The following is a 22,993-nucleotide window of genomic DNA, read 5'->3' as shown; positions in this document are numbered from 1 at the left end:
AACTTCTTCCAGCGGTCGCACAGGCCGAGGATGAAGCGGGCGTCGGTCAGCTCGCGAGGCTCGGTGACAACGCTTCCATCGGAATGGACTCCACCGGGGCACTGGCGCCAGAGTTCGAGGGCTGCTCCAAAGGGGCAGACACACCAGCGACCGCGCTCGTCCACTGATCGACGATCAGGTTGATGAGGGCGGGGGACTCGTCGTCCAGCGACTCGGCCGTGGGCGGCAGCGGGGTGCCGTCCTCGTCCTCCCGGTTCCACGACACCATGTGGGTGGCGACGAGTTCGAACAGGCCGTCGAAGCCCTCTTCGTGGCTCTGGGCGGTGCGCATCTCGCCGATGGACACCGACCGCATGGTCACTTCGAGGCCCTCGTAGTCGCCATCAGCGAACTTGAGCCGGTAGTGCTTGGGAACTCGCTTGCAGCCCATGCCGGGCCTCCTTCCTAAGATGTCCGAATTGCCCTAGCTCCACACGGGGACCGTGCCATCGGCGAGGACGCCAGGCACGGCGAACGTGAGCTCGCCGCTGTTGGAACGGGTCAGCGGGTAGTCGGTGTACAGCACCTCGTTGTTGAGGTTGACGCCGTTCACGGTCAGCGACGTCGTCCGCGCCACGCTCGTGCTGGGGACGGTCTTGAACACGTCGTGAGACTTGCCCGTCGCCGAGTTGAACACGCCGTTCAGGGTGATGCTGAAATCCGCCAGCAGAAGCAGACGCTCCATCGCCGACTTGTCGACGCCGGTGATGTCCTGCGTCGCGCGCGGGGTCGCGAACTGAAGGTTGGTGATGTCGTTCTTGATGTCCTTGACGGTGCCGCTGCTGTCGTCAACCGAGAGCGTGGTCCACCCGAGACCGGAAGCCTTGGCCATGGTTGGTCATCCCTTCTGATGTTCGTCGGCGAGCGCCTGCTGGTGCTCGGCGAAGTCCTCGACCCAGTCGGCCGCGCGGACGTGCTGCCGGACCGGCGTACCGCGCGGGTTACCCCGGTGATCGCCGTCCCGGACGACATACAGCTCCGGCCGGTCAAGCCGACGCTGGTGCTTAGCGGCGTCGAAGCAGGCCTGACCAGCTTCGAAGGTGAACGCGGTCAGACCGTCCTCGCGTCGGACCTCGGTGAAGCGGCGGCCGGACTGCTTGCGGATGTAGTGGGCCTGCCGCTGCCCGAGTTCGGTTGTCTCGTCGATGACGGACTGCCAGCCGTGCAGGTAGTGCGCGCAGTCCACCTGCTCGCAGGTCGCATCCACCCAGTGCGAGGAGCGCGGGGCGACGATCGCATACGTCTTGTACGCCTCGGCCGGCATCGCCGGTTCGATCCGGTTCACTAGAAGCTCACCGTCGATTCGTTCTTGACGACGACCACGCTGAACGTCAGCGAGGTGAAGCCGCCGGTGGTGGTGGTGACGGCCCGCAGGTACTGCCGGATGGTTGCGGTGGATCCGGTAGCGATCCGCTCGGACGTCGGCGCGGCAGTGACCTGGGTGAAGCTGAGCCCGGCGACGTCTGCGAAGGTCACGTTGTCGGCGCTGTCTTGGATCTTCACTGTCGCATCGGTGCCGGCGAACGCGGTGACCTGCAGATACGCCTGAGCGCCGAAGCTCGCCGAGGCCGTGGTGTCGATGCCAGTACCGTTCGTGGCCGCCGTGTCGGTGCGCAGTCCGGCGGTGAGCTGGCGGCCCCAGCCGAGACCGTAGCCGTTGGCCTGCGCGCTCACGGCGAAGGTGAAGGCGCCGTCGGTGGCGCGGGTGCCGTCGTAGTTGATCTGCTTGGAGACCAGGCATGCGGCCGGGTCACCGAGGTTGGTGCCACGGCAGTAGGTGAGGATGACGTCGCTGGTGGGCAGTGCGCTGAGCTTCTCGTGCGTGCCGACGCCGGCGGCTACGTGGTTGAAGTAGGCCGTGAATTCCATGCGGCCGTCACGGATGCCGCCTTGGCGTTCCATCGCGGACTTGTTGATCGCGGTGAAGTCCAGGGCGGCCGGGCCGCCGCCGACGTTCCCGAGTGCGCTGATGTCGCCGGACGCGTCGAAGCCTGAAATGTAAAGGTTGTCACCAAGTCCGCTGGCTTTTGCCACTAGGCCACCTGCTCCCACAGATCTGAGACCACCAACGGAAGGGTGATCGTGACTACTCGGTACTCGGCGCCGGAGGTGGTGAGGTAGCCCGCGCGCGCCGACAGCGGGTCGCCGTAGATGCCCATGAGGTCGACCTCGCGGACGAGGCCCCCGAGGGTGAAGTCCGCCGAGTAGGCGGCCATGAGGGCGTCGAGGGCGGTCATCAGGTTCGGGTCGATAGCGTCCTCAGGCTCCTGCACCATCGGCGTGTACAGGCGCACGTTCAGGGCCAGCCGCGTGCTGGTGGCGGCGAGCCCGGAGCCGCCGCGGGCGGGCCCGATCTGCTCCACCCAGACCGCCGCCGACAGGCCGGTGCCCGGCGCAGATTTCGGCTCGTGCCCGTTGACTTGGTCGAAATAGCCGGAGGCGAGGGCGTGGCTCTGGACGACGTCGAGAATGGTGGTCAGGTCGAGTGCCATGTCAGATCAGCCCCATCGCCTTGTACCGGGCCAGGAGCTGCACGGCGATTTGCCGGGCACGCTGGTCAACCAAGGGCTTGGTGCGCCTGAAGGTGGCGTAGCCCGGGAACCTCGTGACGGGACTGTTGCGACTCCCGACACCCTCCAACCAGGGCCCGTATATGACCCCGCCGTCCGAGACGCGATAGCCCTCGCCGGCACGGTCGACGCTGATCCTCGACTCGTAGTAGCCGGTCGGGTGCTGCAGCACGACCTTCAACCGCTGCCGGATGAGCTTCTCGCCCTCTTCGGCGATGCGGAGGCTGATCTCGTCGCGGTAGGCGTGCAGCGCCTTTGCGGTACGCCCGTCGAACATGGGGCCGCGTGCCACCATGCGAGTGTCGAACTCGATCCCAGGCATGGTCACACTCCCCTCAGGCGGCCTTTGCGGCCGTGCTCGGTGTACGCCTGGTCGCGGAGGGCGTCGAGCGCGGTCCGGGACACCTCAGGCGCGGACCGGCCGGACGCGGACGCGTTCCGGAACCAGCCGGAGCGCTCTTCCAGCAGCGACCAAATGGCCTCGGCTTTGACGAGCTGCTTGACCAGGCCGGGCGGGTTCCACTGGTACACAGTCGAGGCGCTGCCGTGTGTGTCAGCGGTTGTGCCGAGCGCTCCGCGGGTGACCGTCAGCAAGCGCGGCGCGTAGATGGTGGCGGCGGTGTGGGCGGCGAGGACGGTGCCGTTGTAGGCCCGCTCGACGGTCAGGTTGTTGCCTGCGACGTCGTCGATCCGCATCCGCTCGGAGTCGAGGAGCAGTACCTCGTCGACCGCGTACTTCGTGCCGTCGGGGACCGCGAGGGACACATCGCTCTTGCTGGCCGTGATGCTGCCGGTCTGTCCGGTGCTGGTGTTCGCCCGCTCGGTGACGATCAGCCGCTCGGAGTCGACCCGCAGGATGGAGCCGACGCCGACGACAGCCGAGGTGGCTCCGTCCACGGTGAGCGTCGTGCTGGTCGTGTCGCTGATGGCGGCCGCGGTGGCGCCGAGGGCGGTCTCGGTATTGCGGTACCCGTACAGGCCGGTGATCGCGACGTCCCGCTGCGGGGTCGATCCGACACCGAAGCTGTACGGCTGGTCCCCGCGCAGTTCCAGGTACGTGAACGGCGGGCCGCTGCTGACCGGTTCGAAATTGCATGCGGACAACGGGATCGGCACACCGCCGGACGTGACCGCGCTCGGAACCGCGGCCAGTTCCCACTGGTCGAACCAGATCCTCCACGGGTAGGCGTACTGAAAGTTCGGCCAATCGAAGTAGCGGGTGGCCTGCACCGGGTAGAAGCGGCGGTGGCACAGGCCCTCGACGTCACGGGATGCTGCCTCAATCGCAGCGTCGATCTGCCTACGGTTCCGGGCAGTCGGCTGGACGTCGAGGGCGTGCATGACGTCCTCGCGGGTGGCGTACCAGATGCCCTCGGGGTTGGTGTTCGTTGCCGCAGCGGCGGACGGCGCGGTGACGGTGATGGTTTCTGTCGCGGTTACCGGTGCGCTGGACTTGAGGCCGGACCAGGTGGCGAGGTACAGGCCCGGGGTGAGGCTGGATGCGGGTGTCCAGGTGTAGCCGTAGCTGCCGGTGCCGGGGTGGGTGACGCCGGACGTGGTGGCGGCGAGCACGGTGCTGCCGGTGGCGACGCTGGTGATAGTGATCGTCGGTGTGGCGTCGAGGTCGGTGAGCGTGCCGCCCTCGAAGTCGTACCACTGCGACAGCAGGGTGACCATCTGGCCTGCGATGACTTCGCTCATGTCCACGTCCCCGGAGTCCCGCCGGTGGTGCACAGGTGCCAGGCGCCCGCCGAGTCGAGGACGACGTCACCCGTGGTCCACGTGCCCGTCGTGGGCGCACCCGAGGTCGCCTTGAATCCAGCAAGGCGGATGTTCGCGAGCCCGTTTTTCTTGCCCAGCGCCGCCACCCCGGTGCCAGCGTCGATGTCGTGGACGTTGTCGAAGGGGGTCGTGCCGAACTGGGTGCGGCCGATCAGGTGCGGGCCGGCCGACTCCCAGCGCAACAGGTTGTGCTGCGTGCCTGTGAAGTCTGCGTTGGACCAAGCGGAGATGATGACGTCGAGGCCAGCGATCTCAAGATCAAGCCCTCCGCCTGTCGTCCGCAGCCGGTAGGCACCCGTCCCGTCGCCACGTTTGACGGTGAGGTTGGCGCCGTTGACAGTGAGGTCGCCCGTCATCGTGCCGCCGGCCAGGGGCAGCAGTGCGGCAAGCGCGGTCAGTAGGCCGGTGATCTGCGACTGGGCCAGAGTGACCGGGTCGCTGCCACCCGACGCGTGCGTGGACGCGTGGGCGGTGGGCGTGCTTACCGCGTGCCAGCCCCACGACGTTCCGTTGTAGAAGGCCTGCACACGGAGGGTCTGGCCGGCTGCCACCGTGGCAGTCGTGGCTCCAGCTCCGGTGAGGGTGTAGATCAGCTGACTGCTGGTCGTCGCCACGGTCAAGGGGTTGGCGCCGATGTTCTTGAGCGTGTACTCGACCGGGTTGTAGTCGGCGGCGGGCAGGGTGCCGGTGAATCCGCCGGCCGTGGTGTCGCAGAGAAGGACGCGGTCGATCGGGGAGGCGGTGAAGTTGCTCGTCTTCTTCTTGATCGCCCGTGGTACTTGGCCGTCAACCAGCTCGATGCCGGTCGGGTACTGCGTGCTCACGCCACTCTCGGTGAACAGGCCGGTCAAGATCACTCGGCCGAGCGCCGCGTTCACGGCCCCTGCGGAGTTGCCCGCGATGTTCGGGGTGCTGGACTCCGTGCTGATGTTGGCGTAGATCGTCGGGCCGACACCCTGCGAGCCGGGGCCCATGATGTACAGCTCGTGCGTGCACGCCTCAATGGACGCCGAGGTGACGTGCATCGAGTGCACCGAGCCAACCGAGTTGGCGTAGGTGCCGACAGCGACGAGGCCGGCCCAGCAGTACAGAGCCATGTAGCGGTCGACAACCGCGTGCTCGGTCAGGAAGAGGGCGTAGGTGTAGCCGCCACCGCAGCTCACATTGCGGGCGATGACGTGGTCGTTGTTGCCCGGCGCCGGCAACAGCAAGCCAGCCGACAGGCCTGTGCCGAAGACGCCGGGGCTGGTGTAGTCGGTGCCGGTTACCACGCCCGCCGTGCCATAGCCGACGTTCTCGACGGTGGCGTTGGCGACGCCCCACAGGTTCAGCGCCCCGTAGGTCAGGCCGAAGCTGGAGTGCGTGGTGAGGATCGCCAGGTTTTTGACGACCGCCTGCATGTTGGAGAAGACCGCGCCGACACCAAACCCGGAGCCCTCGTTGGGGCCACAGATCACGGCTGCATTGCCGCTCGCGTTGATTGAGTTGATCTGCGCGGTGGTGGACGAGAACACACCCAGGCTGATCAAGCAGGACCCCGCGAACTGCGGCTGCGTCTGCTGCCAGTGCCGTACCGCGGCGGCGCCGTCAGTCTCGCCACGGAACTCCAGGATGCGCTTGTTGCTGGCGACGGCGTACACACCGAAGACGATCTGCCCGTTGCCCGACTTCGTCGTGTTGAGGGCCCCGGCCACGATGTACGGGCGCGGGGGGAGATACACCTGTGCGTAGGTGTGGGTCGTCAGGTACGCCTCAGCGGCGGTCACCGCAGCCTGGATTGCCGTGGTGTCGTCGGTGCCCCAGATGACGACCGCGCTGGACACGGCACCCCCGGAGGCATTCGCCGCGCTCAGGGTGATCTGCGTAGCGCTCTGCCGGGACGCCACGGTCGTGACCAGAGTGGTCACGCCAGCCGGCCCCGCGCCCTTCACGGAGATCGACTTTCCGACCACGCTCGTGGGCCAGTTCGCGGTCGCGCTGGTCAGGACCGCGGACCCGGAGCCCATCGCCCCGTCCGTGACGACCTGCGCGTCCCCGACCGCCCCATACGCGGTCACGTCGAACACCCACGGCTTAGGCGTGGCTACCGCCGTGTCCACGTAACCCTTCGAGGCCGCCGAGAGGCTGGTATCCGGGGAGGAGTCGTTCAGGACCAGGTCGCCGGTCATGCTGTCACCCGCGCGGTTGACCTTGCGGGCGTCACCGGTCGTGGACACGTAGCCGGTCGCGGTCATGCTCTCCTCCTCCCTTCAGACGATGCGAACTGGTTCAGGACTCGCCGGACTTACGGGAGCCCTCCATAGCTGCCCGGCCCTTCCGTGATCCCGTCGAAGAGCCCTGCCGGCGGCTCCGGCCGGACCCAGTCGCGGGGGTACTGCCATCCGTCGAATCGGCAGTGCCAGGTTCCGGGCTCGCTTGGGGGTCCGGGTTCGAGGGGTTCTCCGTCTCGGGGGCACGCTGTGGGCGGTCCGACGACGTTGGGGTCTCGCTCCCACTCGGCGCGTGCTTGACGTCGGATGGCGAGGAGTTGCTGCCAGCTGATACGTCATCGCCTCCTTCGGGTGCGATGTAGCCGGTCTCGCCGGGCTGCGCGTCCGGGTTGGACGGGCCGCCCGCCACAGTGATGCGCGGCATGTCTTCCTCCTTCATGCGGTCGGCGAAGCGGGGCGCGGGGGCCTGGCAGTGCGGACACCGCAGCAGGCCCACCGCGAACCGGGTGGTGCACTCCGGGCATGTCTCCAACACGGTCAGGCCGCCGTGACCTGGGCGCCGTTGTCGAGCGGGATGTACAGCAGGTCCCACTTGACGGAGCCGGTGTTCGTCGCCGAGGTGGTGATCGTGATGTTCCCGGCGTTGACCACAAACAGGGCGGCCGTGCTGATGAGGACGCCTGCCTGAGTGGACAGGTCGACCGTGGTCGCGCCGCCCGGGTTGGCCGCCATGTGCGTGCCAATTGGTGCGGCGATGATGCTGGATGCCGTGCCGAGGGCCGTCGTCGACCCGGTTCCGACGGTCGGCGCGGTGCCGATCGCCAGCGTGCACGCCTGGTTCTGCACCGCGGTGGTGACCTCGCCTATCAGGCCGCGCACGAGGATGCGGCCACCTGCGACGACGAAGATGTTCCCCGTCCCGGACGCCGGCAGGGTGGCTGTGGCCCGGCTGACAGCGATACCGCCCGCGATGGTGCGGACGTCCTGGTTCTTGATGAGCGTCGTCATCGGACTAGGCCCCCAGGATTTCGAGGTTCGCGGGCTTCCTGGCCACGGTCAGGTCGTGGAGGATCGCCGTCACCAGACCGGAAGCACCGACGGACACCTTGAGGTAGGCGCTGGGGTCGGCGATCTGCGACGTCAGCACCGTGAACACGACCGTCCCGGAGCTGATGGTGACCGCGTTGGATGCCGCCTGCGTGGCCTCCACCCAGGCGGCGGTGCCGTTGGTGGAGGTGTTCGTCCACTTCTTGGTGATGATGTTGCCGGGGCTGGCGTAGGAGCCGCCGAAGCTGCTCGCCACGGTGAGGGTGAAGGTGTCGTTGCCGGTGCAGACGAAGCTGCACGCGGACGCGCCGCGGAGCTTGAATGCGTTGCCTGCGGCGATCGGGATCACGTTGTACACGCGCCCGAGTCCGTGCATGCCTGCCATTGCTGTGCCTTCCTTTTGTGACTGGGGTGGTTAGCGGGGCGTCACTGCCGCTGGCTCAGCGGGAAGCGAGCTGAACGACCGGGCTGAGGGTGGGGCCGCCGTTCTTCGGGGTGATCGCGGACTGCAGCCACGGCTTGCCGTCCACGCGCTCCACGACTCGATAAGCGGTCTTGTCGTTGGCGAAGCGGTAGTGCTCGGAGCTGGACGTCTCCATCTGCATCCGGTCGCCGATGAGGTAGTACGACAGGTCCACGAAGCTGATGTCGCCGGTGGTGCCGAGCGCCGGGCTCTTCTCGGTGAAGAAGACGGGCCTTCCGAGGATGCTGGCGGGCGGGGTGTCGGCGCCGCTGGTGCCGCCGGCCATGTTGCCGATCCACACGGGGCCGCCGCCGGTACCGACGGACAGGGCCATGGTGGCGAGCTGCGGGAAGGTGTCGATGGATGCGATCCAGACCGCGCGGCCGAGGCTCGTCGGCAGCATGCGGGAGTACATCTTGACGAGGTTCTCCCAGACGATCGTGCCGGCGGGCTGCCCGGTCTCGGCGGCGACCTGGACGCTGACCGGGGAGTTGATGAAGCCCTGCGGCTCACCGACGCCCGTGCCGCCCATGAAGGCCACGTCCTCGAACCACGAGATGGCCTTCGGGAACGTGCCCGAGAAGAACCCGGCGAACGCCGGGGCGTCCATCAGCAGTTCGTTCGGGACCTCGGCGTAGGCGGTGAGCTTCCGGGCGTCGAGGACGACCCGGCCGAAGCTGGCCTGCGACTCGGTGAGGCCTGCGGCTTCCTCGGTCCAGTAGCCGACGACGCCACCGAGGATGCTGGACTGGTGGGAGGTGTCGTCGATCATCGGGATCGGCACCCGCAGCGACGACATCGGGATCACCGTCGCGCGCGGCCGGACGACCGCGGTCTCCAGGGCGACCTGGAGGATCTCGGAGCGGAGTTCCTCGGGAATCAGGAAGCCACCGTCGGCCGGGACCTCGCTGCCGTAGCTGTTCTGGATCTCGATGAGCTTGTCGAGCTTCGGCCTCAGCTGGTCGAAGTCACGGAGCCGGTCCGCGCGGTACCAGGTAGAGCGGAAGTACTCGGACGCGTCGTCGAAGATGCCGTCCGCGCGGGCGCCGGGGGCACGCTTGTTGTACAGGCTCTGGCGGGCGCCGGCTCCGAGGCCCTTGATCTCCGGGCGGAGGTCGTGCGCGCTCTTGCCCGCGAGGTCCACCGGGGGCTTGGCGTCGCTGCCGTTGTTCTTGAGGTACTCGGCGAGGATGAGCTGCATCTGCTCGCGGGCCTGCGCGTTGATCTCACCGCGGTTGGACTTGTCGACCGCGGCGGCGTAGCCCTCGATGAACTCGCCGAGCTTCTCCTTCGACGCCCACAGTTCCTTGAGCTTGTCCGCGTCGTTGAGTACCTCGGCCAGTGCCGCCGGGGAGTCCGGGATGGTGGTGGTCACTTCGTCGCCTCCTCGGCGTTTGCCAGCCACGCCGGAAGCGGCGCGGAGTCGGTGTGAAGCCACGCCGGGAGTCCCTCAGCGTGGTTGTCGGTGCCGCCCTCGTCTCCGTCGCCCTTGTTGGCGTCGTCGAGGTGGGCTTGAAGGTGGGCCTTCACGCCTGCCTTGTCGCTCTCCGGGATGGAGGATCCTTCGAGGCGGGCGAGGCCGTTGCGGCAGGCGGCGAGGTTGGCGGGGCCGCCTTTGGTGCGGTGGTGGGGGAACTTGTAGTTCGACTTCTGGTCGTCCGCGTCGTCGTCGCCCTCCTTGTGGGGCGTCGCCGCGGCCTCGTCGGACTGCCAGGCGAAGCAGTACTCCAGCACCGTGTCGTCGTTCGGCATCGCTGCCACAGCGGCCGGGCCGTCCCACGGCTCATCCACCGTCGCCGTGTGATGCACCGGGAGCGCCTTGTTCTCCAGCGGCATCGACTCGACACCCAGAACATCAGGCCGTGGCGGCTCTACAACTGCCTCGCCCCCCGAGAAGTTGAGGAGTTCGGGTCCGTGCTCGCCCTTCACCGGCTGTCCTGCCTCGGGCGCAGTCGGCCGGGCCGCGTTCCGCAGCCTCTCCGGAACCCGCGCGAACACGGACAGGTCGAAGGCCGCCACCGCGGCGAGCGCGTCCTGCTCCGGCCGCTCCGCCACCCGATGCACGAGGCCGGCGGATACTGCTTCGTCGGCGGTGTACCAGGTCTCGGCCTTCATGGCGTCCCGCCAGGTGCCACCATTGCCGGGGCCATCGGCGCGGCCGGACCGGTCGGCGTAGATGTCGGCGAGGTTGTCGGAGACCTTGTCGAGGAGGTCGGCGAGCTCCCGCATGTCGGCCGCGTTACCCATGCACGCGCCACTGGCGTCGTGGATCATCATCATCGCGCCGGGGGCGATCACACGAACCTTCCCGGCCTGCGCGATGAACGAGGCTGCGGACGCGGCGAGGCCGTCGATGACCGTGACGACGTTCCCCGGCCGCTGCGCCAGGCTGTTGTAGATCGCGAGCCCGTCGAAGACATCCCCGCCGGGGGAGTTGATGTGGACCTCGATGTCGCCGTTGATCTGCGCCAGCTCGTTGACGAAGTCCACCGCGGACACGCCACCGAACAGCCAGGAGCCGCCGATCTCGTCGTAGATGTCCACGCGGGTCGGACCGCCGGCGTCGTTGCGGATGACCCGGTACCAGCTGCCGGCCTGCGGCTGCTGGACGAGGTTGGTGAGGCGGCGGGCGGAGCGTCGCATCTGTTCGATGTTCATCGGGCGCCTGCCCGGTTCCAGGTGGGCAGTTGCTGCGCCATCAGTTCCTCCAGAGCATCGCTTTGCCCGTCGTTGCCCTTGCGCCGCTTGACGACCTTGCATCGACACTCGTTGCCGTACTTAGCTCCGGTGCAGTTCACGTATCCGGAGCCGCCGGGGTAGTCCTCGTAGGCCTGCTCGCGGTTCTTGTACGTCTTGCCGTCGTTGTCGAGGCAGGGCTGACAGGTGTTCTCGTCGTGGTGGGCTACCGCAACCCAGCGCTGCGCGTTGTCGATGCCCTCGCGCAGCAGCGCGGCAACAGCGGCGTCCTGCTCGGGCGGTGCAGCTTCCGGCGTCTCCAGCACCCAGCCCGGCGGCACTGCCGGGGCCTGCGTCGCCTTCTCCACGACGGGCATCTCCGGCAGGCCGACCGTCTCCAACACGGCTTGCGGGTCATAGCCGGCCGCTACGAGCGTCTGAGCTGCCTGCGCCTTGGATTGCAGTTCCAGCGCGTCGGCTTCGCGGTTGCTGCTGACCGGGTCTTCGTAGTCGAGTTCGACACCCTCACCCGTCGACCCGAAGAGGGGCAGGTAGTTGCAGTTGAGGGTGTCGCGCCACCGGTCGAGGCGGTCGGTGAGGAGGAAGGACTCGAAGTGCTCCTGTGCGGTGACGGCGTTGGCGCGGTTGACGTCGTCTGCGGTGCCGAGGATGGACTTGTGCATGGCGAACGCTTCGCGGATCACGTCGCGGGCGACGCCGCGGAGGTTCCCGAAGTCCATGTCCTTCATGGACATCGCGTTGGGCACCCACTCGGCGCCCTGCTCGAGCACGGCGACTCGGTGGGCGGCGCCGACACCGCGGTGTGCCTCGCGCCACCGGTTGGTGAACTCGTTCCACTCATCGTCCGACAGGCGTCGGTCGACCTGGATGACACCGCCGGGGGTGGCGCTGTTCAGGAAGAAGTTCCGGTTCCACTGCGCCGAGTATCGGGCTGCGTCGATGTCGACGAGGAGTGCCTGAATCGGGCCGAGCCCGTGGTACGGGTCGAACGGGTTCGGATACCGAACCATGATCACTTCGTTGGGTTGCAGCGGTACTACCTCACCCGACGGTCCCCGGTACACGTACCCGGCCAGGTACTTCTCCCGGTCTGGGACCGGCTCCATCCGGTCCGGGCGCACCGGCCACAAACCCGTAGGGAACGTCGCGCGGCCGTCGCGCTGGACGACCAGGTACGCCTCGCCAGTCAGGTCGAGGTACGTCTGCGCCAACTCCCGCAGTTGGAAGCCGGACATGAACGGGTTCGGCTTGTTCCATACGTCGATCGCGAGGTGTTTGATGACCTCGGTTCGCTGGTCCGATCCTTTGTCGCCGGTGGTGTAGCGGCGGCGGCCGTCCTGCGGCTGCTGACGGAACAGGTGCCACTGCTTCTTCGCGGTCTGTCGGGCCAGCATCGACACGATGGAAAAGACCGTGCCCGACGACGCGTAGGCCCGCATGTAGCTGGACGGGTCCGCGCCGCCATCCATCATCGACTGCCGCAGATACCCGCGGCCGGCGTACGGAACGGGCGGTTGGCTGCTGCCCTTGGCGAGGAGCTTGCCGATGAGGCTACTCACCGGTCACCGGCCGGAGGTTCGAGCTTCCAGTCAAGGAGAAGCACGGTGACCCCGGTGGTGATCCAACCAGCGATCGGGTGGGCCTCGAAAGCGCCGACGTCGATGCAGCCAAGCCCAGCGACGGTGAGAAGGCTTCCAGACAGGCGCGCGGCGGTCGCCTGAACCTGGCCAGCGACGCGACGTCCGAGACGCGCGAAAGTCTCGGTAACGCGGGCCCGGCGGGCGGTCTTGGGGGTGGCGCGGGCGAACGTGTCGTAGAGGGTGGTGGACACGACCCCTCCCATCTCACGCGCCACTTGGGGGAACCCAACAACAACATGGTCGCAGTCGTGTCAAGCAGAACCAGCGCCAATGCCCTCAGCCGCGCAACAGCCCACGTAGCAGGCAGATCTATCGGCAGCCAAAGAACCGCCAAGTGCTAGCGGCCTTGTACTACTCCAACAAGCCGACCAAGTCAGCCGAGCACCCGCACCCGCGGCGTACCACTCAAATCCCGCTCCGCGACCATGTAGCGCAGGGCGTCACAGCCGTGGTCGTTCTGCTTCACCGGCTCTTCCTTCAGCCCCATGCCGTTTCCAGGTTTCACGGCCCACACGTAGCCCGGGATCTCCTCGGACGTGCGGGTCGGCCGGCCGGAGTCGGCGAGCGTCCGGTCTTCCTCGACCAGACCGCCGCGCATGATGAACAGGCGCGGCCTTCCGTCGCCCGCCACCTTGAGGCGGGACTGCACAGCCTGGATGCCGTCCACGACGGTCTTGTGCGCGGGCTGGGTGCCCATGCCGAGGTGTTTCTCCAGGGTGGCTCGGTCTTCTGCATCGTGGTCGGTGATGATGGCGCGCGGGCGCGGCTCGTCCGGGTTCTGCCGCATGATCTCCAGGATCTGCCTGGCATGGTCTTCAGCCAGGCGCCGCGTCATGTAGATCTCACGCACGAGATAGAGCCGGCCGTCTGGGTCTTCCCTCCAGTCCTGCCAACAGAAGGGGTTCGTATACCCCATGTCGATGGACCACCAGCGAGGCCAACTGGACGGCACCTTGAAGCGGTCGACCATGTGCACGCCGTCGTCCCAGCCCTCAAAGACGACCCCTTCGGAGGCCACCCACAGGCCGTCTCGCAGGCGCAGACGCCGCGCACCTGAGAGGGCGTCGAGCTTCTGCATGTACTCGGTGCCAGCCTCGGTGTAGCTGCCGTCTCGGTTGACGTAGTACGGGTTGTCCCGGTGCGTTGAGGTGATCATTCGCATGGTCCCGGCATCCGCGCGACGCTTGATCCAATGGCTTGGGTGGGACGGGTTGGTTGTCAGCAGGATCTGCTTGTACGTCTTCGCGCTACCTCGTAGGCGGCTGATGAGCGTCTCGTATAGGTCGAGGCTGATCTCCACTGCTTCGTCACAGAAAATGCGGTCCAACTCGGCGCTGAGGAACTTCTCCGGCTTGTCACCGCCTGCCACCAGGATCGTGGAACCGTTGGTGTACCGGAACGCGGCCGGGTCCTTGCTGGATCCACCGAACCACCGGACGCTTCCATCAGCCAGGGCCTGCGCTGCAACCTGTCGTTGGAAGGTCACGAGCGTGGTCGAGGTGAGCGAGATGTGGGTGGCGCGCAACATCAAGCCGCGCATGTTCGGGACCTGCATCGCGGTGAGGTGCATCTTCCAGCACGCGGTGAGCGTCTTCCCGGTGCCGGCCCGGCCGACGGCGGCTACCTCTGCGTCACGGCATTTGAGCAGGTCGACGTTGGCGCCACGGGGTTCGAAGCGGACGATTGTGTCGGTCACGTCAGCTCGGAGGGATCGACGCCTACCAGTTCGTACTTGACGCCGCCGGAGTGTTCGATCTTCGTGGGCTGCTTCATGCCGGTCAGGGTCTGGACGGATTCCAGGCACTGGCGGGCGGCGTTGATCGCCGACAGTACTGGGGCGTGGTCGCGGAGTGGCTGGCCGTCATCCCCACGTACGACCTGCCCGTGGGACACCACGACGTGGTCTGCTTCGACAACTTCGACGGCCTTGGCGAACAGGTACTCCATGCGGTCGATGTGAACGCGCAAGGCTTCTGTGCCGGCGTCTTGGACGACTTCGCGGACGGCGCGTTGGACGCTGCGCATGGCGGTCCATTTGCTGACGTCGAGTTGTTTGCCGATCTCTGTGTAGTTGAGGCCTTGGGAGAAGAGGCGTGCTGCTTCGGCGTCTCGTTCGGCGGTGTCGATGCTGCGGGCGTAGCGGCCTTTGCCGTCTCGGCCTTTGAGGTCGTTGTCGGCGGGGTCGGTCATGGTGGCGGCCCCTTCCCTTGGCGTTATACGTATGACGGTTGGCGTGGTTTGATGGTAACGATGCGTGCAACCGGGGTGGCGGCTGAGGGCGCGCGCAGGGAGAAGCCCCCGTCTCTGTCCGGGCGTCAGAGGCGGGGGCTTCGGTCATGTAGGGGTCAGGCGTTGGGCGGCAGCGGGACGACCCACACCTTGTCCGCGCCGACCTTGTCGCAGGCGTCCTCGATCGGGTCCTGGTGCTGCCAGTCGCTGAGGGGCTGCACTTCGAGGGTCTCGCCGTGGACGCGCTCTGCCTCGGTGAGCCAGGCCATCAGGTCGTGCTTGTCGAGGCCGTTCGACGGGCGGACGTCGGCAAGCTGTGGGTGCTGTTCGAGGAGCGCCGGCTTCGCCTTGCCGCAGGCATCGCCGAATTGGTGGGTGAAGATGCTCTGACCCGTCATGTAGCTGAGGATGTCGTAGATGCCGTCTATGTGGCGGCGGGAGAGCAGCCTCTCGGTGGTGACGGAGAGGATGTCGGCGAGGGGGAAGGTGCGGCGTTCGGTCATGGGGTTCGTCCTGTCGTGTCGGGCGGTCAGGCGGCGGGCTACTGCGGGTTGCGGTAGCCGTCGAGGAAGCGGCGGGCGTTCCGGACCGACGCGGCAAGGTCGGCGTCGATCTCCTCGGCGTTCTCGGCAAGGGTGTCGAGCATGTCGAGGGCACCGTCGATGCCGTACTCCAGGTCGCTGATCCGCTGCTGGTAGCGCTGGTAGACGCGCTCGTCGGCCTCGTCGGCGGCCTCGTCGGCTTCGCGGGTGTCGAACTCGGTGTCAGCCATGGCGGGGGTCCTTTCGATGGCGGTGGGTTGAGCGTAGGGCGGGGGTCAAGCGGCGAGGCTGAGGATGTGGGCGGCGATCCGGTGCTTGCAGGGGTGGAGGCCCTTGATGCCGGCCGGGCAGGAGCAGGCGGTGCGGTGGGCCTTGTAGGTGCGCTCCCCGTCGGAGGAGGGGGCGAGGTAGATGCCGGTGCGGAGGGGGATGAGGGCGCCCTGCTCGATGAGTTCTTCCGCCTTGGCGATCTGGTGGGGCTTGTAGGTGGCGATGATCTCGGCCTTGGCGGCTTCGCGGACCTTACGCTGGCAGGTGGGGCCGTAGCCGAGAGAACGCGACCGGGCGGAGCGGAGAGCCCTGCCACAGCGAAGGCAGTTGGTGTGGTCTGCGGTAGTGGCTGCGGCGTTCATGTGGGCCCCCTTGGCTGCGCTGTTCCTTACGCCAACCACGTTATGCCAAGTCGACTTGGCGCGTCAAGTGGACTTGGCATACTGCGCTATGCCAATATGGTGGGCATGGATAAGGAACCGTCGCCCCGCCTCAAGCAGGCCGTCACGAAGTACCGGCGCGCCGAAGCCGCCGTCACTGCCAGCCGCGACGAGATGTACGCCGCGATCCTCGCCGACCTCACCGACGGCGTCCGGCAAGTCGACATCGTGCAGACCACTGGACTCACCCGCGAACGCATCCGACAGATCGTCAAGGCCGATCAGGAGAAGCGAGGGGAAGCCCAGTGAGCGGGCTTCTCGCGCGCATCTGCACTGTTGAGGCGTGCGTGGAGACCATCCGCGCCAAGGGGCTGTGCAGGCTCCACTACCAGCGCCACCTCAAGGGCATCGCCATGGACGCCCGCAGCATCATCTCCCGCAACGGGCCGTGCCTTGTTGATGGCTGCGACCGACCCCGGAGATCGCGTGGGCTGTGTGCTCCCCACTATGACAGCGGGCGCCGCCGTACCACCTGCCCTGCTTGTGGGGGTGCCATGAAGGACACCAGCGGCATCTGCGTCGCGTGCCACCGTGCCGCTATAGCCGCGCAGGCTCCCACCGAGAAGACGTGCCGTCAGTGCGATCGCACGCTGCCGATCAGTGTCTTCGGTCTCAGGAAGAGAGACGAGGGCACGGCGAAGTGGCGATCGCGCTGCAAGGAGTGCGAGGCGATCGACTCCCGGCTGCGCGCACAGAACGCGCACCGCGACCGCTCGAAGGAGAAGCTCTCCGCCCCGTATCTCCGCCTCCGCAAGTACGCCAAGGAACTCGACATCCCCTGGGCCGAGGTCGTCGAGAGGTATCCAGCTGACAACCGCTGTGAGGTGTGCGGCCGTACCCCCGAAGAGGCCAATCCAGGCGGACGGTTCGTGCGGCTCGCCCTTGATCACTGTCATGAGACGGGTGCCCTCAGAGGCTTCCTGTGCGGCCCGTGTAACACCGGTCTTGGGCAACTTGGTGACACGCCTGAGCGGTTGCGGGCAGCCTTGGAGTACCTGCTGAGGCAGCGCCCGGTGAGCAGTGAGGAGAAGACCGCATGAGCGAGGCCCGACGCATCCTGTTGCCCGCCGCGTGGGAGCACGGCCGCGACCTGCCGTGCAACGACAACTGTGTCTGCCTGGTCCACGGCACGCCGCTGATCTACTGGCCCGCCGGGGACGACCACGCCTGCCAGGACGCCAGTTGCCAGTACGGGCACGGCATGCACGGCGCGGGCCCGGTGCGCCCGGACGAGGAGCCCACGACGTGAGCGAAACGACCGTCCGCTACCCGCAGCCCCGCGAAGGCATCACGGGCAGCGACCGCGCTCAAGACGACCTGCTCGCCCTCGACGACAAGGCCATCGCCCGCCGCCTCATGATGATCGGCACCGCGCGTGCACTCCACTCAGCCTGCCTCGTCGGCAACCCGGCCCCCATCGTCGCCGACATGTACGCACGCATGCGCAACCCGCAGCCCGGCGACCTCGTGATGGAGGTAGGTGTCCCGTTCCGCAAGAGCGATCCGGACGGCCAGATCAAGGGCTTCGGTATCCTGATCAGTCACCGCGAGGAGTGGGCGTCGACGGATGAGGAGTGGGCTGCCACGCTCGCCGAAGAACCCGACCTGAGGGCGGACGAAGACCGCTTCCACGATCATGCGTGGTACGTCCAGTACGGCCCGGCCGCCGAGGACGTGTGCCGGTGGACGGACTGCGAGTTCATCGCGATCCCGACGTAGCCCACCGCATGACGGCGGCCCCGCCCGGACGAGATCCGGTGCGGGGCCGTTCTGTCTGCGCGGCAGCTGGGGTGGGGAAGTTCGCAGCTCCAACCCACCGCCCAGCACTGCGAATGCCGGGGCGCCCCCCAACTGCCGCTGACCGGGACGCTACGCCCCGCGCCGGCCGCCTGTCACTACCTGCGTGCGGTTCAGCCGGGGTAGTCGTCGCCGAGTACCTCGCGTCGCGCCGCGTCCACTTTTTCGTTCAGGGCGTTCGTCATCCGCATCGCCGTGATCGTGAACGCGATGCCGGCCAGGGCGAGGACGACTTGCACGATGGTGCTGACGATCCGGATGTCCTTCGTCGCCTCAGCAATCACTAGCGCGATGAAACCGCCGCACAGCCACGCGAACCAGATCCGGAACTTCTCGACTCTGACGGCTGACTGGACGTCTCTGTAGCTGGGCATCGGGTCCCCCTGGTGTGGCGGCTGTCGTTGCGCGCATGATGCGCCCGCCTGTGGGTGGCGTGAAGCCGTTGTCGCTGATCTGTGACCCTCGTTGGGGTGAACCGCCGACACAGACCGTTCCGTCTCGGCGCACTGCTCGCATGGACGACGTGGTGTACATGGTGCGCGGCAACAGTCGCGAGACCTGCCAGCGCGAGCTCGACCGGCTCTGCAAGGCGCTGGACGCCCGCCCGACGATGCTCCCCACCGACGGAACCGGCCGTGGCTGGGTTGCCCGCGCCGTCCCCGCACCCGCCGGTCAGACCGAGCCCGGGCATGGATGAACCCCGCCGGTATCGGGGGGGTGCCCGGCGGGGTTCCAGGGGAGCAACCGTGGCGCTCGAAACCAGCGGGTGCCATCTCAGTGTCGCGCGGCTGTCAATTCACCTCCTTCTCGCCGCGCTGGCGGCGCATCTCGGCAGCGATATCGTCCGAGTTGGCTCCCGCGGCGAACGCCCGCTTGATCGCTTCCAACGGGATGTGCGGGTCGGTGAGGCAGTCCGGGCCGCCGTGCGCGAGGCACTCGCGGGCGGCTTCTTCTACGGCTTGCTGGCGATCCATGAACGGGCCCTTTCAGTCGTTGATCGGTGCGGTCTTCTTGTCGTTCCAGATGACGTGCGTACGCACGGGGTTGTGGTCGTCGTCGACGAGGGTGAACGCGTTGTTGTTGTCGTTGTTGGCGGGCTGACCTGCACCAACAACACCGTCAGAAGGGGTGACCGGGGCGGGGAGAGCGTCCCCCTTGATGCCGGTCGACGAGCCGCGGCCACGCATCCGCACGTCCGTCACCGGCACCCCACACCGGTCGAGGGCCTCGCGTACAGCCTCGGTAGTGGTGCCCAAGTCCTCGGCGAGGACCACGATGTGGGCGTGGGGTGTGCCGACCTTGGCGAGGGAGGTGCACAGCTGGTGGAAGGTGGGCAGGGGCGGCTTCTTCAACTGCACGGCTGGGGGCTCCGACTCGTTGGCCAGCTGCTCCTCGACCGGGTTGGCGCTGGCCGGCGCGGGCTGCTCGGGGCGCTGATTCAGCTTCCAGCCGTCCCGGCCAGCCCGATAGGCGGCGATCACCCACGCGACCGCGGCGGCCCACAGAAGCCACCACCAGGCGCCGGACTCGATCCGCCCATACGCCCACCCGCCGACACGTGTGCCGACCTTGCGGACGATCAGCACGGCGACCGCCAACAGCACGAGCCGGAAGCCCTTGTCGAAGCCCGAGGACTCCCCCACCCAGGACCGGGCCCGCCCGTATGTACGGCGCCACCGGTGGACCAGGCCGCGGGCGCCATGCACAGTAAGGCGCCCGCTGCCTACAGCGATGCGGTCGACGGCTGTGCGCAGCCACTGCGCGGTGGACGGGGCTCTCACACGAGGCTCCCGGTAGTGATCTGTCCGAAGACGAAGTGGCCGAGCTGGTTGGTGCTGCCGACGACCTGCTGCGCTATGACCGCGGCGGTGCCGGTGCTGATGCACAGCAGGCAGCCAGCGAGCAGCCCCTTCTTCCACTTGCCTTTCACGGCCTTCGCGATGCCCTTGCGCAGCCACCATAGGGAGATCGTGAGTGCGGTGACGACGACGGCGCCGTACCCATCCAGGCCTGGCGCGGATGCGTTGGCGATGGTGGTGCCGGACTGGCCGGTGAGCCAGCCCATGGCCATGCCGCCCGCCCCGTTGCCGCCCCAGCGGAGGAATCCGGCGGCGCTGCCGAGGAATCCGGCGGGGCAGGCGACCATGAGGATGCCGCAGACGAGCCCGAACCAGAACGGGATGAGCTGCTTGGGGTCGCGGCCGCCGCCGGAACTGGTAGCCGGGCCACCGCCCGCACTGCCGCCAGTCTTGTACCAGCGCCAATGCTCGGCGCCGAGGAGGGCGAGGCCGAGGCCGAATCCAGCGGTGGTGACGGTGCCGGAGGTGAAGTGGCTGACGGCGCCAGCGGCGAGGACGGTGGTCACGGTCGGACTCCTGTGAGGACATAGACGAGGGTGAAGATCGGCATGGTGAGGACGGTCGCTTCAACGCCGGCGTAGAGCAGGAGGCGGGCGGCGGTGGCGCGGATCCGGGGAATCCACAGGTCCGGATCGGTGTGACGGGCCTGGATGCGGGCCGCGTTGTCCCAGAACGCGGCCAGGGCAAGCGGGATGACTGCGATCACCCACGCCCCGCCGAGCGAGGCCTCGGCGCGAGCGTGTGTGAGGACGTAGGCCCACGGCCCGGACAGCGGAAACGCGAGGGCAGCCATGGCGGTGTGGTAGCCCCAGCGGATCCGCCGCCACCATGGCGGATCCGGGGGCGGATCCGTCGGTCCACCAGGGGTGATGGTCACGTGGACGTGGACGTCGGACGTGACGGGCGGGGGCGGTCCGGACGGTCCGGATTCGGTCCGCCACCAGTCCGGACGGGGCGGATCAGTTGGTGAGTCGGGCGGCGCTGGCGGTACAGGAGGCGGCCCGGGTGGGGCCACGGGGGCGGGCAAAGGCTCTCCGGCCGGGATCACCTTCGACGGGGTGATGGGGTGTCGGCTGCTCACCACGACCACCCTGCGCACGCGAATGCGACGGCTGCGATGGTGGCCCATGTGGTGGCGTGCCAGATCCGTCCGGCGTCGTAGTCGCGGAGTCCGGCCAGCAGGGCGGCAACTCCGAGGACGAGACTGAACGGCGGGAATGCCAGCACGGCAGAGATCAGCACGATCGGCAGGACCAGGGTGACGGCATAGCCGGCCAGTAGCGCGATAACCCAGCCGCGGTGCCGCAGCAGCCAGGCGGTGAGGGCGCCGGGCGTAAGGCAGGCGGCGGCGATCAGGGCGTAGAGCATCAGTGGTCCTTCAGGGCAGGAGGGCGAGCGCGGTGGCGGCGGGGTGGAGGGCTGCGAGGAGCAGCAGGGCCGCGCCGACGGTGGTCGCGGTGCCGCTGGCGATGCGCGGCAGCCAGCCGGGGGTGTGGCCGTCCCGGGAGGCGACGGCCAGGCCGACGGCGAGGGCGACGATCGCGATGCAGGTGATGGCCAGGAGTAGGCCGGCGGTGGCGGTCATCAGCCGGCCAGCCCTCGGCGCAGCAGTCGCATGTAGCGGCCGACGGTGTCCGGGGACGGCGCCTTGCCGGTGGCCTTGGCGACGTAGCGGACGGCCTGCTCGTCGTCGCGGATCCCGCTATCCCAGGCGATCCGGACAGCGTCCTTGGTGGTCACGGTGCCGGGCCGGATCGCGAGAACGTCGGCGTCCGGATCGTCCGCGGACTCATCCGGACGGTCCGGATCCGCGGATCCGCGATCCGCGCCGAGCAGTTCCAGACGGCGCTGCTCGGCGATAAGGGCAGCCTCGCCGCGCGCGAGTTCACGGCGGACGGGCAGGAGGCCCAGCTGCGCATTGAGGCGGGCACGCCGCCGGGTGAGCCACTGCTGGGTGCGCGGGTCGAGAGGCTTGGCGTGGACGAGCATGGCCAGCTCGATGCCGCCCTTGGCGAGCGCGGACACGCAAGCGCCGACCACGCCGATCACCAGCTCGCCGCTGATGTAGCCGTCCGCGACGATCGCAGCCATGGCGATAGCGAGTGCCACCCGGCCGAGCTTGACCGCGGACTGAACGCGGACCGGGTCGGTGCGCAGCAGCCACCGCACGACGGTAGCCATGATCCACAGCAGGTCGAACGCCGACGCGGCACCGTACGCAGCAGCCGCAACGGTGATCCGGCTGAGTAGCGAACCGATGCTGGCCGTGGACCAGGACACGGCCGCGAGCAGCAGCACGACGGCCATGACCGTGACCACGACCCGGGCGACCTGGTCCCAGTCGCGCGGCGCGACGGGAACGTCGTCGTACTCGGTCTCCTCGATGTACTCGGTCTCACCGTCGACGGTGTGCGGGATGGTGCGGGTGCGCGGGACGCGCTCAGTCTTCACGGTGCTCCTCCGGGAGCGGGAAGGCCGCCCCGCGCTGGGGGATGTAGGCGGGGCGACCGGTCTCGGGTGGGTCAGCGGGTGGGCTTGTACCAGCGGCCTTTGCGGTCTTGCTGCCGGTCGCGGTCTTCCCATGCCTGGCCTTGGCGGGCGGCGCGTTGGACGCCGCGGCGGTGGTAGGACTCGCGGCGTTGCCGGGCGGCGCGGTCGGTGGCGGACTCGCGGCCGGCGTACTGGGTGGCGGCGCGTTCGCGGTCGTTGCCGAGGAGGCGATCGAGGAGGCCCATCAGCGTTGCCTCGCTTCCTGGACGGCGAGGGTTTGCCGGACGTCGGCGGCGGCCTCGTAGTCGGCGCGGCACTGTTCGACGGTGGCGGGCTCGGCAACGATCTGGTTCGCGCGCGGTGTCAGGTCGGGCTCGGGCTGCTGGTTCATCGGACACCTGCGATCTGCCGGAGCCGTGCCGCGTAGGCGCCGCGGCTGGTCGTGCCGGTGATGCGTGGGAGGAGGTCGACGAAGTCTGGGTTGCCGCCGCTGATGTCGTTGGCGAGGGCTAGGCGGCCGGTAGGGGTGAGGCTTAGGTCGGCGGGGTGTTCGGGGTCGTGGTCGAGGCGGTCGGCCATGGTGTGGAGCTGCTCGCGGAGGTCGCCGTTCATCGGGTCACCGCCGGGTCACCGTAGTTCTCGGGCAGGCCGTGGCGGCGAAGCCACTCGCCCTCCATCTGGGTGGAGCCGATGGAGTCGTAGTAGGCGCGGGCCTCGTTGACCTCGTCGTCGGTCATCTCGCTGCCGGGCTTCGTGTACCAGCTGGCCCTGGTGCGGTCGTAGCCGGGCTCACCGGGCCAGGGGCTGGGCTGTTGCGGGGCCGGGCTTGTACCGTGTGTCACGGTCATCTCTCCTGTTCACGGCAGGTGGATGGCTGGCCCCGGCCCATATGGCGTTCCAGCGCCGGGCCGGGGCCTT

Annotated in this window: 36 protein-coding genes; 5 read left to right on the top strand and 31 right to left on the bottom strand. The window is 68.1% G+C overall.

The window, feature by feature from the left end; all coding sequences use genetic code 11:
- Positions 1-46 precede the first annotated feature (46 nt).
- The 19 genes from ACZ7HQ_RS30460 to ACZ7HQ_RS30370 form a co-directional block, all read right to left on the bottom strand.
- Complete coding sequence (locus tag ACZ7HQ_RS30460; protein WP_470996650.1) at positions 47-430, bottom strand: hypothetical protein; 384 nt, start codon at positions 428-430, stop codon at positions 47-49.
- A 33-nt stretch (positions 431-463) separates the two neighbouring features.
- Positions 464-871, bottom strand: a complete 408-nt coding sequence (locus ACZ7HQ_RS30455) for a hypothetical protein (protein ID WP_470996648.1) — start codon at positions 869-871, stop codon at positions 464-466.
- Between the two features lie 6 nt (positions 872-877).
- Positions 878-1,324 carry a hypothetical protein gene (locus ACZ7HQ_RS30450; protein WP_470996645.1) on the bottom strand — a complete coding sequence of 149 codons (447 nt, stop codon included), beginning with the start codon at positions 1,322-1,324 and terminating at the stop codon, positions 878-880.
- On the bottom strand, positions 1,324-2,073 hold the full coding sequence (locus ACZ7HQ_RS30445; protein ID WP_470996642.1) for a hypothetical protein: 750 nt from the start codon (positions 2,071-2,073) through the stop codon (positions 1,324-1,326). Before ACZ7HQ_RS30445 ends, ACZ7HQ_RS30450 begins: the two co-directional genes overlap by 1 nt.
- The gene (locus ACZ7HQ_RS30440) at positions 2,073-2,531 is read right to left on the bottom strand and encodes a hypothetical protein (protein WP_470996639.1); all 459 of its coding nucleotides are present in this window, start codon (positions 2,529-2,531) and stop codon (positions 2,073-2,075) included. Before ACZ7HQ_RS30440 ends, ACZ7HQ_RS30445 begins: the two co-directional genes overlap by 1 nt.
- Before the next feature lies 1 nt (position 2,532).
- Entirely contained in the window at positions 2,533-2,931 is a 399-nt protein-coding gene (locus ACZ7HQ_RS30435; RefSeq protein ID WP_470996636.1) for a hypothetical protein, read from the bottom strand.
- A gap of 2 nt (positions 2,932-2,933) precedes the next feature.
- On the bottom strand, positions 2,934-4,310 hold the full coding sequence (locus ACZ7HQ_RS30430; protein WP_470996633.1) for a hypothetical protein: 1,377 nt from the start codon (positions 4,308-4,310) through the stop codon (positions 2,934-2,936).
- Positions 4,307-6,625, bottom strand: a complete 2,319-nt coding sequence (locus tag ACZ7HQ_RS30425) for a hypothetical protein (protein ID WP_470996630.1) — start codon at positions 6,623-6,625, stop codon at positions 4,307-4,309. Before ACZ7HQ_RS30425 ends, ACZ7HQ_RS30430 begins: the two co-directional genes overlap by 4 nt.
- A gap of 513 nt (positions 6,626-7,138) precedes the next feature.
- Positions 7,139-7,609, bottom strand: a complete 471-nt coding sequence (locus tag ACZ7HQ_RS30420) for a hypothetical protein (protein ID WP_470996627.1) — start codon at positions 7,607-7,609, stop codon at positions 7,139-7,141.
- Positions 7,610-7,613: 4 nt separating this feature from the next.
- Positions 7,614-8,033, bottom strand: coding sequence for a hypothetical protein (locus ACZ7HQ_RS30415; protein WP_470996625.1), 420 nt, complete (start codon positions 8,031-8,033; stop codon positions 7,614-7,616).
- A 55-nt stretch (positions 8,034-8,088) separates the two neighbouring features.
- Positions 8,089-9,486: a phage major capsid protein gene (locus ACZ7HQ_RS30410; protein ID WP_470996622.1), complete on the bottom strand. Its 1,398-nt coding sequence runs from the start codon at positions 9,484-9,486 to the stop codon at positions 8,089-8,091.
- Positions 9,483-10,754 (bottom strand): head maturation protease, ClpP-related, encoded by a 1,272-nt coding sequence (locus ACZ7HQ_RS30405; protein ID WP_470996619.1) that lies wholly within the window; start codon positions 10,752-10,754, stop codon positions 9,483-9,485. Before ACZ7HQ_RS30405 ends, ACZ7HQ_RS30410 begins: the two co-directional genes overlap by 4 nt.
- 11 nt (positions 10,755-10,765) lie before the next feature.
- A complete protein-coding gene (locus ACZ7HQ_RS30400) occupies positions 10,766-12,367 on the bottom strand; it encodes a phage portal protein (RefSeq protein WP_470996616.1) in 1,602 nt (533 codons plus the stop codon).
- Complete coding sequence (locus ACZ7HQ_RS30395; RefSeq protein ID WP_470996613.1) at positions 12,364-12,639, bottom strand: hypothetical protein; 276 nt, start codon at positions 12,637-12,639, stop codon at positions 12,364-12,366. Before ACZ7HQ_RS30395 ends, ACZ7HQ_RS30400 begins: the two co-directional genes overlap by 4 nt.
- A gap of 182 nt (positions 12,640-12,821) precedes the next feature.
- Positions 12,822-14,144: a phage terminase large subunit gene (locus ACZ7HQ_RS30390; protein WP_470996610.1), complete on the bottom strand. Its 1,323-nt coding sequence runs from the start codon at positions 14,142-14,144 to the stop codon at positions 12,822-12,824.
- The gene (locus ACZ7HQ_RS30385) at positions 14,141-14,638 is read right to left on the bottom strand and encodes a hypothetical protein (protein WP_470996607.1); all 498 of its coding nucleotides are present in this window, start codon (positions 14,636-14,638) and stop codon (positions 14,141-14,143) included. Before ACZ7HQ_RS30385 ends, ACZ7HQ_RS30390 begins: the two co-directional genes overlap by 4 nt.
- 155 nt (positions 14,639-14,793) lie before the next feature.
- Positions 14,794-15,180, bottom strand: a complete 387-nt coding sequence (locus tag ACZ7HQ_RS30380) for a DUF7736 domain-containing protein (protein WP_470996605.1) — start codon at positions 15,178-15,180, stop codon at positions 14,794-14,796.
- 38 nt (positions 15,181-15,218) lie between these two features.
- Entirely contained in the window at positions 15,219-15,449 is a 231-nt protein-coding gene (locus ACZ7HQ_RS30375) for a hypothetical protein (RefSeq protein ID WP_470996602.1), read from the bottom strand.
- Positions 15,450-15,494: 45 nt separating this feature from the next.
- Positions 15,495-15,851, bottom strand: a complete 357-nt coding sequence (locus ACZ7HQ_RS30370; protein ID WP_470996599.1) for a DUF6011 domain-containing protein — start codon at positions 15,849-15,851, stop codon at positions 15,495-15,497.
- A 105-nt stretch (positions 15,852-15,956) separates the two neighbouring features.
- On the opposite strand from ACZ7HQ_RS30370, the gene ACZ7HQ_RS30365 reads away from it, so the two are divergent.
- From ACZ7HQ_RS30365 to ACZ7HQ_RS30350, 4 genes are all read left to right on the top strand, one after another.
- Positions 15,957-16,178 carry a hypothetical protein gene (locus tag ACZ7HQ_RS30365; protein WP_470996596.1) on the top strand — a complete coding sequence of 74 codons (222 nt, stop codon included), beginning with the start codon at positions 15,957-15,959 and terminating at the stop codon, positions 16,176-16,178.
- Between the two features lie 245 nt (positions 16,179-16,423).
- Positions 16,424-16,969: an endonuclease domain-containing protein gene (locus tag ACZ7HQ_RS30360; protein ID WP_470996593.1), complete on the top strand. Its 546-nt coding sequence runs from the start codon at positions 16,424-16,426 to the stop codon at positions 16,967-16,969.
- Complete coding sequence (locus tag ACZ7HQ_RS30355) at positions 16,966-17,178, top strand: hypothetical protein (protein WP_470996590.1); 213 nt, start codon at positions 16,966-16,968, stop codon at positions 17,176-17,178. Before ACZ7HQ_RS30360 ends, ACZ7HQ_RS30355 begins: the two co-directional genes overlap by 4 nt.
- Positions 17,175-17,648 carry a hypothetical protein gene (locus tag ACZ7HQ_RS30350; protein WP_470996587.1) on the top strand — a complete coding sequence of 158 codons (474 nt, stop codon included), beginning with the start codon at positions 17,175-17,177 and terminating at the stop codon, positions 17,646-17,648. The genes ACZ7HQ_RS30355 and ACZ7HQ_RS30350 overlap by 4 nt, the downstream gene beginning before the upstream one ends.
- Before the next feature lie 191 nt (positions 17,649-17,839).
- Here ACZ7HQ_RS30350 and ACZ7HQ_RS30345 read toward each other — a convergent pair whose 3' ends face one another.
- Positions 17,840-18,100, bottom strand: a complete 261-nt coding sequence (locus tag ACZ7HQ_RS30345) for a hypothetical protein (RefSeq protein ID WP_470996584.1) — start codon at positions 18,098-18,100, stop codon at positions 17,840-17,842.
- A 140-nt stretch (positions 18,101-18,240) separates the two neighbouring features.
- Between ACZ7HQ_RS30345 and ACZ7HQ_RS30340 the strand changes: the two genes are divergently transcribed.
- Complete coding sequence (locus ACZ7HQ_RS30340) at positions 18,241-18,423, top strand: hypothetical protein (protein WP_470996581.1); 183 nt, start codon at positions 18,241-18,243, stop codon at positions 18,421-18,423.
- Between the two features lie 94 nt (positions 18,424-18,517).
- Here the strand turns inward: ACZ7HQ_RS30340 and ACZ7HQ_RS30335 are convergent, their stop codons facing one another.
- The 11 genes from ACZ7HQ_RS30335 to ACZ7HQ_RS30285 form a co-directional block, all read right to left on the bottom strand.
- Entirely contained in the window at positions 18,518-18,700 is a 183-nt protein-coding gene (locus tag ACZ7HQ_RS30335; protein ID WP_470996579.1) for a hypothetical protein, read from the bottom strand.
- 12 nt (positions 18,701-18,712) lie between these two features.
- On the bottom strand, positions 18,713-19,507 hold the full coding sequence (locus tag ACZ7HQ_RS30330) for a hypothetical protein (protein WP_470996576.1): 795 nt from the start codon (positions 19,505-19,507) through the stop codon (positions 18,713-18,715).
- Entirely contained in the window at positions 19,504-20,091 is a 588-nt protein-coding gene (locus ACZ7HQ_RS30325; RefSeq protein ID WP_470996573.1) for a hypothetical protein, read from the bottom strand. Before ACZ7HQ_RS30325 ends, ACZ7HQ_RS30330 begins: the two co-directional genes overlap by 4 nt.
- Positions 20,088-20,378, bottom strand: coding sequence for a hypothetical protein (locus ACZ7HQ_RS30320; protein WP_470996570.1), 291 nt, complete (start codon positions 20,376-20,378; stop codon positions 20,088-20,090). Before ACZ7HQ_RS30320 ends, ACZ7HQ_RS30325 begins: the two co-directional genes overlap by 4 nt.
- Before the next feature lie 284 nt (positions 20,379-20,662).
- Positions 20,663-20,953, bottom strand: coding sequence for a hypothetical protein (locus ACZ7HQ_RS30315; protein WP_470996567.1), 291 nt, complete (start codon positions 20,951-20,953; stop codon positions 20,663-20,665).
- A gap of 10 nt (positions 20,954-20,963) precedes the next feature.
- The gene (locus ACZ7HQ_RS30310) at positions 20,964-21,170 is read right to left on the bottom strand and encodes a hypothetical protein (protein ID WP_470996564.1); all 207 of its coding nucleotides are present in this window, start codon (positions 21,168-21,170) and stop codon (positions 20,964-20,966) included.
- The gene (locus ACZ7HQ_RS30305; protein WP_470996562.1) at positions 21,170-22,036 is read right to left on the bottom strand and encodes a protein transporter Sec31; all 867 of its coding nucleotides are present in this window, start codon (positions 22,034-22,036) and stop codon (positions 21,170-21,172) included. The genes ACZ7HQ_RS30310 and ACZ7HQ_RS30305 overlap by 1 nt, the downstream gene beginning before the upstream one ends.
- Positions 22,037-22,107: 71 nt before the next feature.
- Positions 22,108-22,320, bottom strand: coding sequence for a hypothetical protein (locus ACZ7HQ_RS30300; protein ID WP_470996559.1), 213 nt, complete (start codon positions 22,318-22,320; stop codon positions 22,108-22,110).
- Positions 22,320-22,466, bottom strand: a complete 147-nt coding sequence (locus ACZ7HQ_RS30295; RefSeq protein WP_470996556.1) for a hypothetical protein — start codon at positions 22,464-22,466, stop codon at positions 22,320-22,322. The genes ACZ7HQ_RS30300 and ACZ7HQ_RS30295 overlap by 1 nt, the downstream gene beginning before the upstream one ends.
- Positions 22,463-22,687, bottom strand: a complete 225-nt coding sequence (locus tag ACZ7HQ_RS30290) for a hypothetical protein (protein ID WP_470996553.1) — start codon at positions 22,685-22,687, stop codon at positions 22,463-22,465. Before ACZ7HQ_RS30290 ends, ACZ7HQ_RS30295 begins: the two co-directional genes overlap by 4 nt.
- Entirely contained in the window at positions 22,684-22,917 is a 234-nt protein-coding gene (locus ACZ7HQ_RS30285; RefSeq protein ID WP_470996550.1) for a hypothetical protein, read from the bottom strand. The genes ACZ7HQ_RS30290 and ACZ7HQ_RS30285 overlap by 4 nt, the downstream gene beginning before the upstream one ends.
- Positions 22,918-22,993: the final 76 nt, after the last annotated feature.

This window comes from Streptomyces sp. NPDC037290, from assembly GCF_055603245.1.
This window is presented reverse-complemented; position numbering and strand designations above follow the sequence as displayed.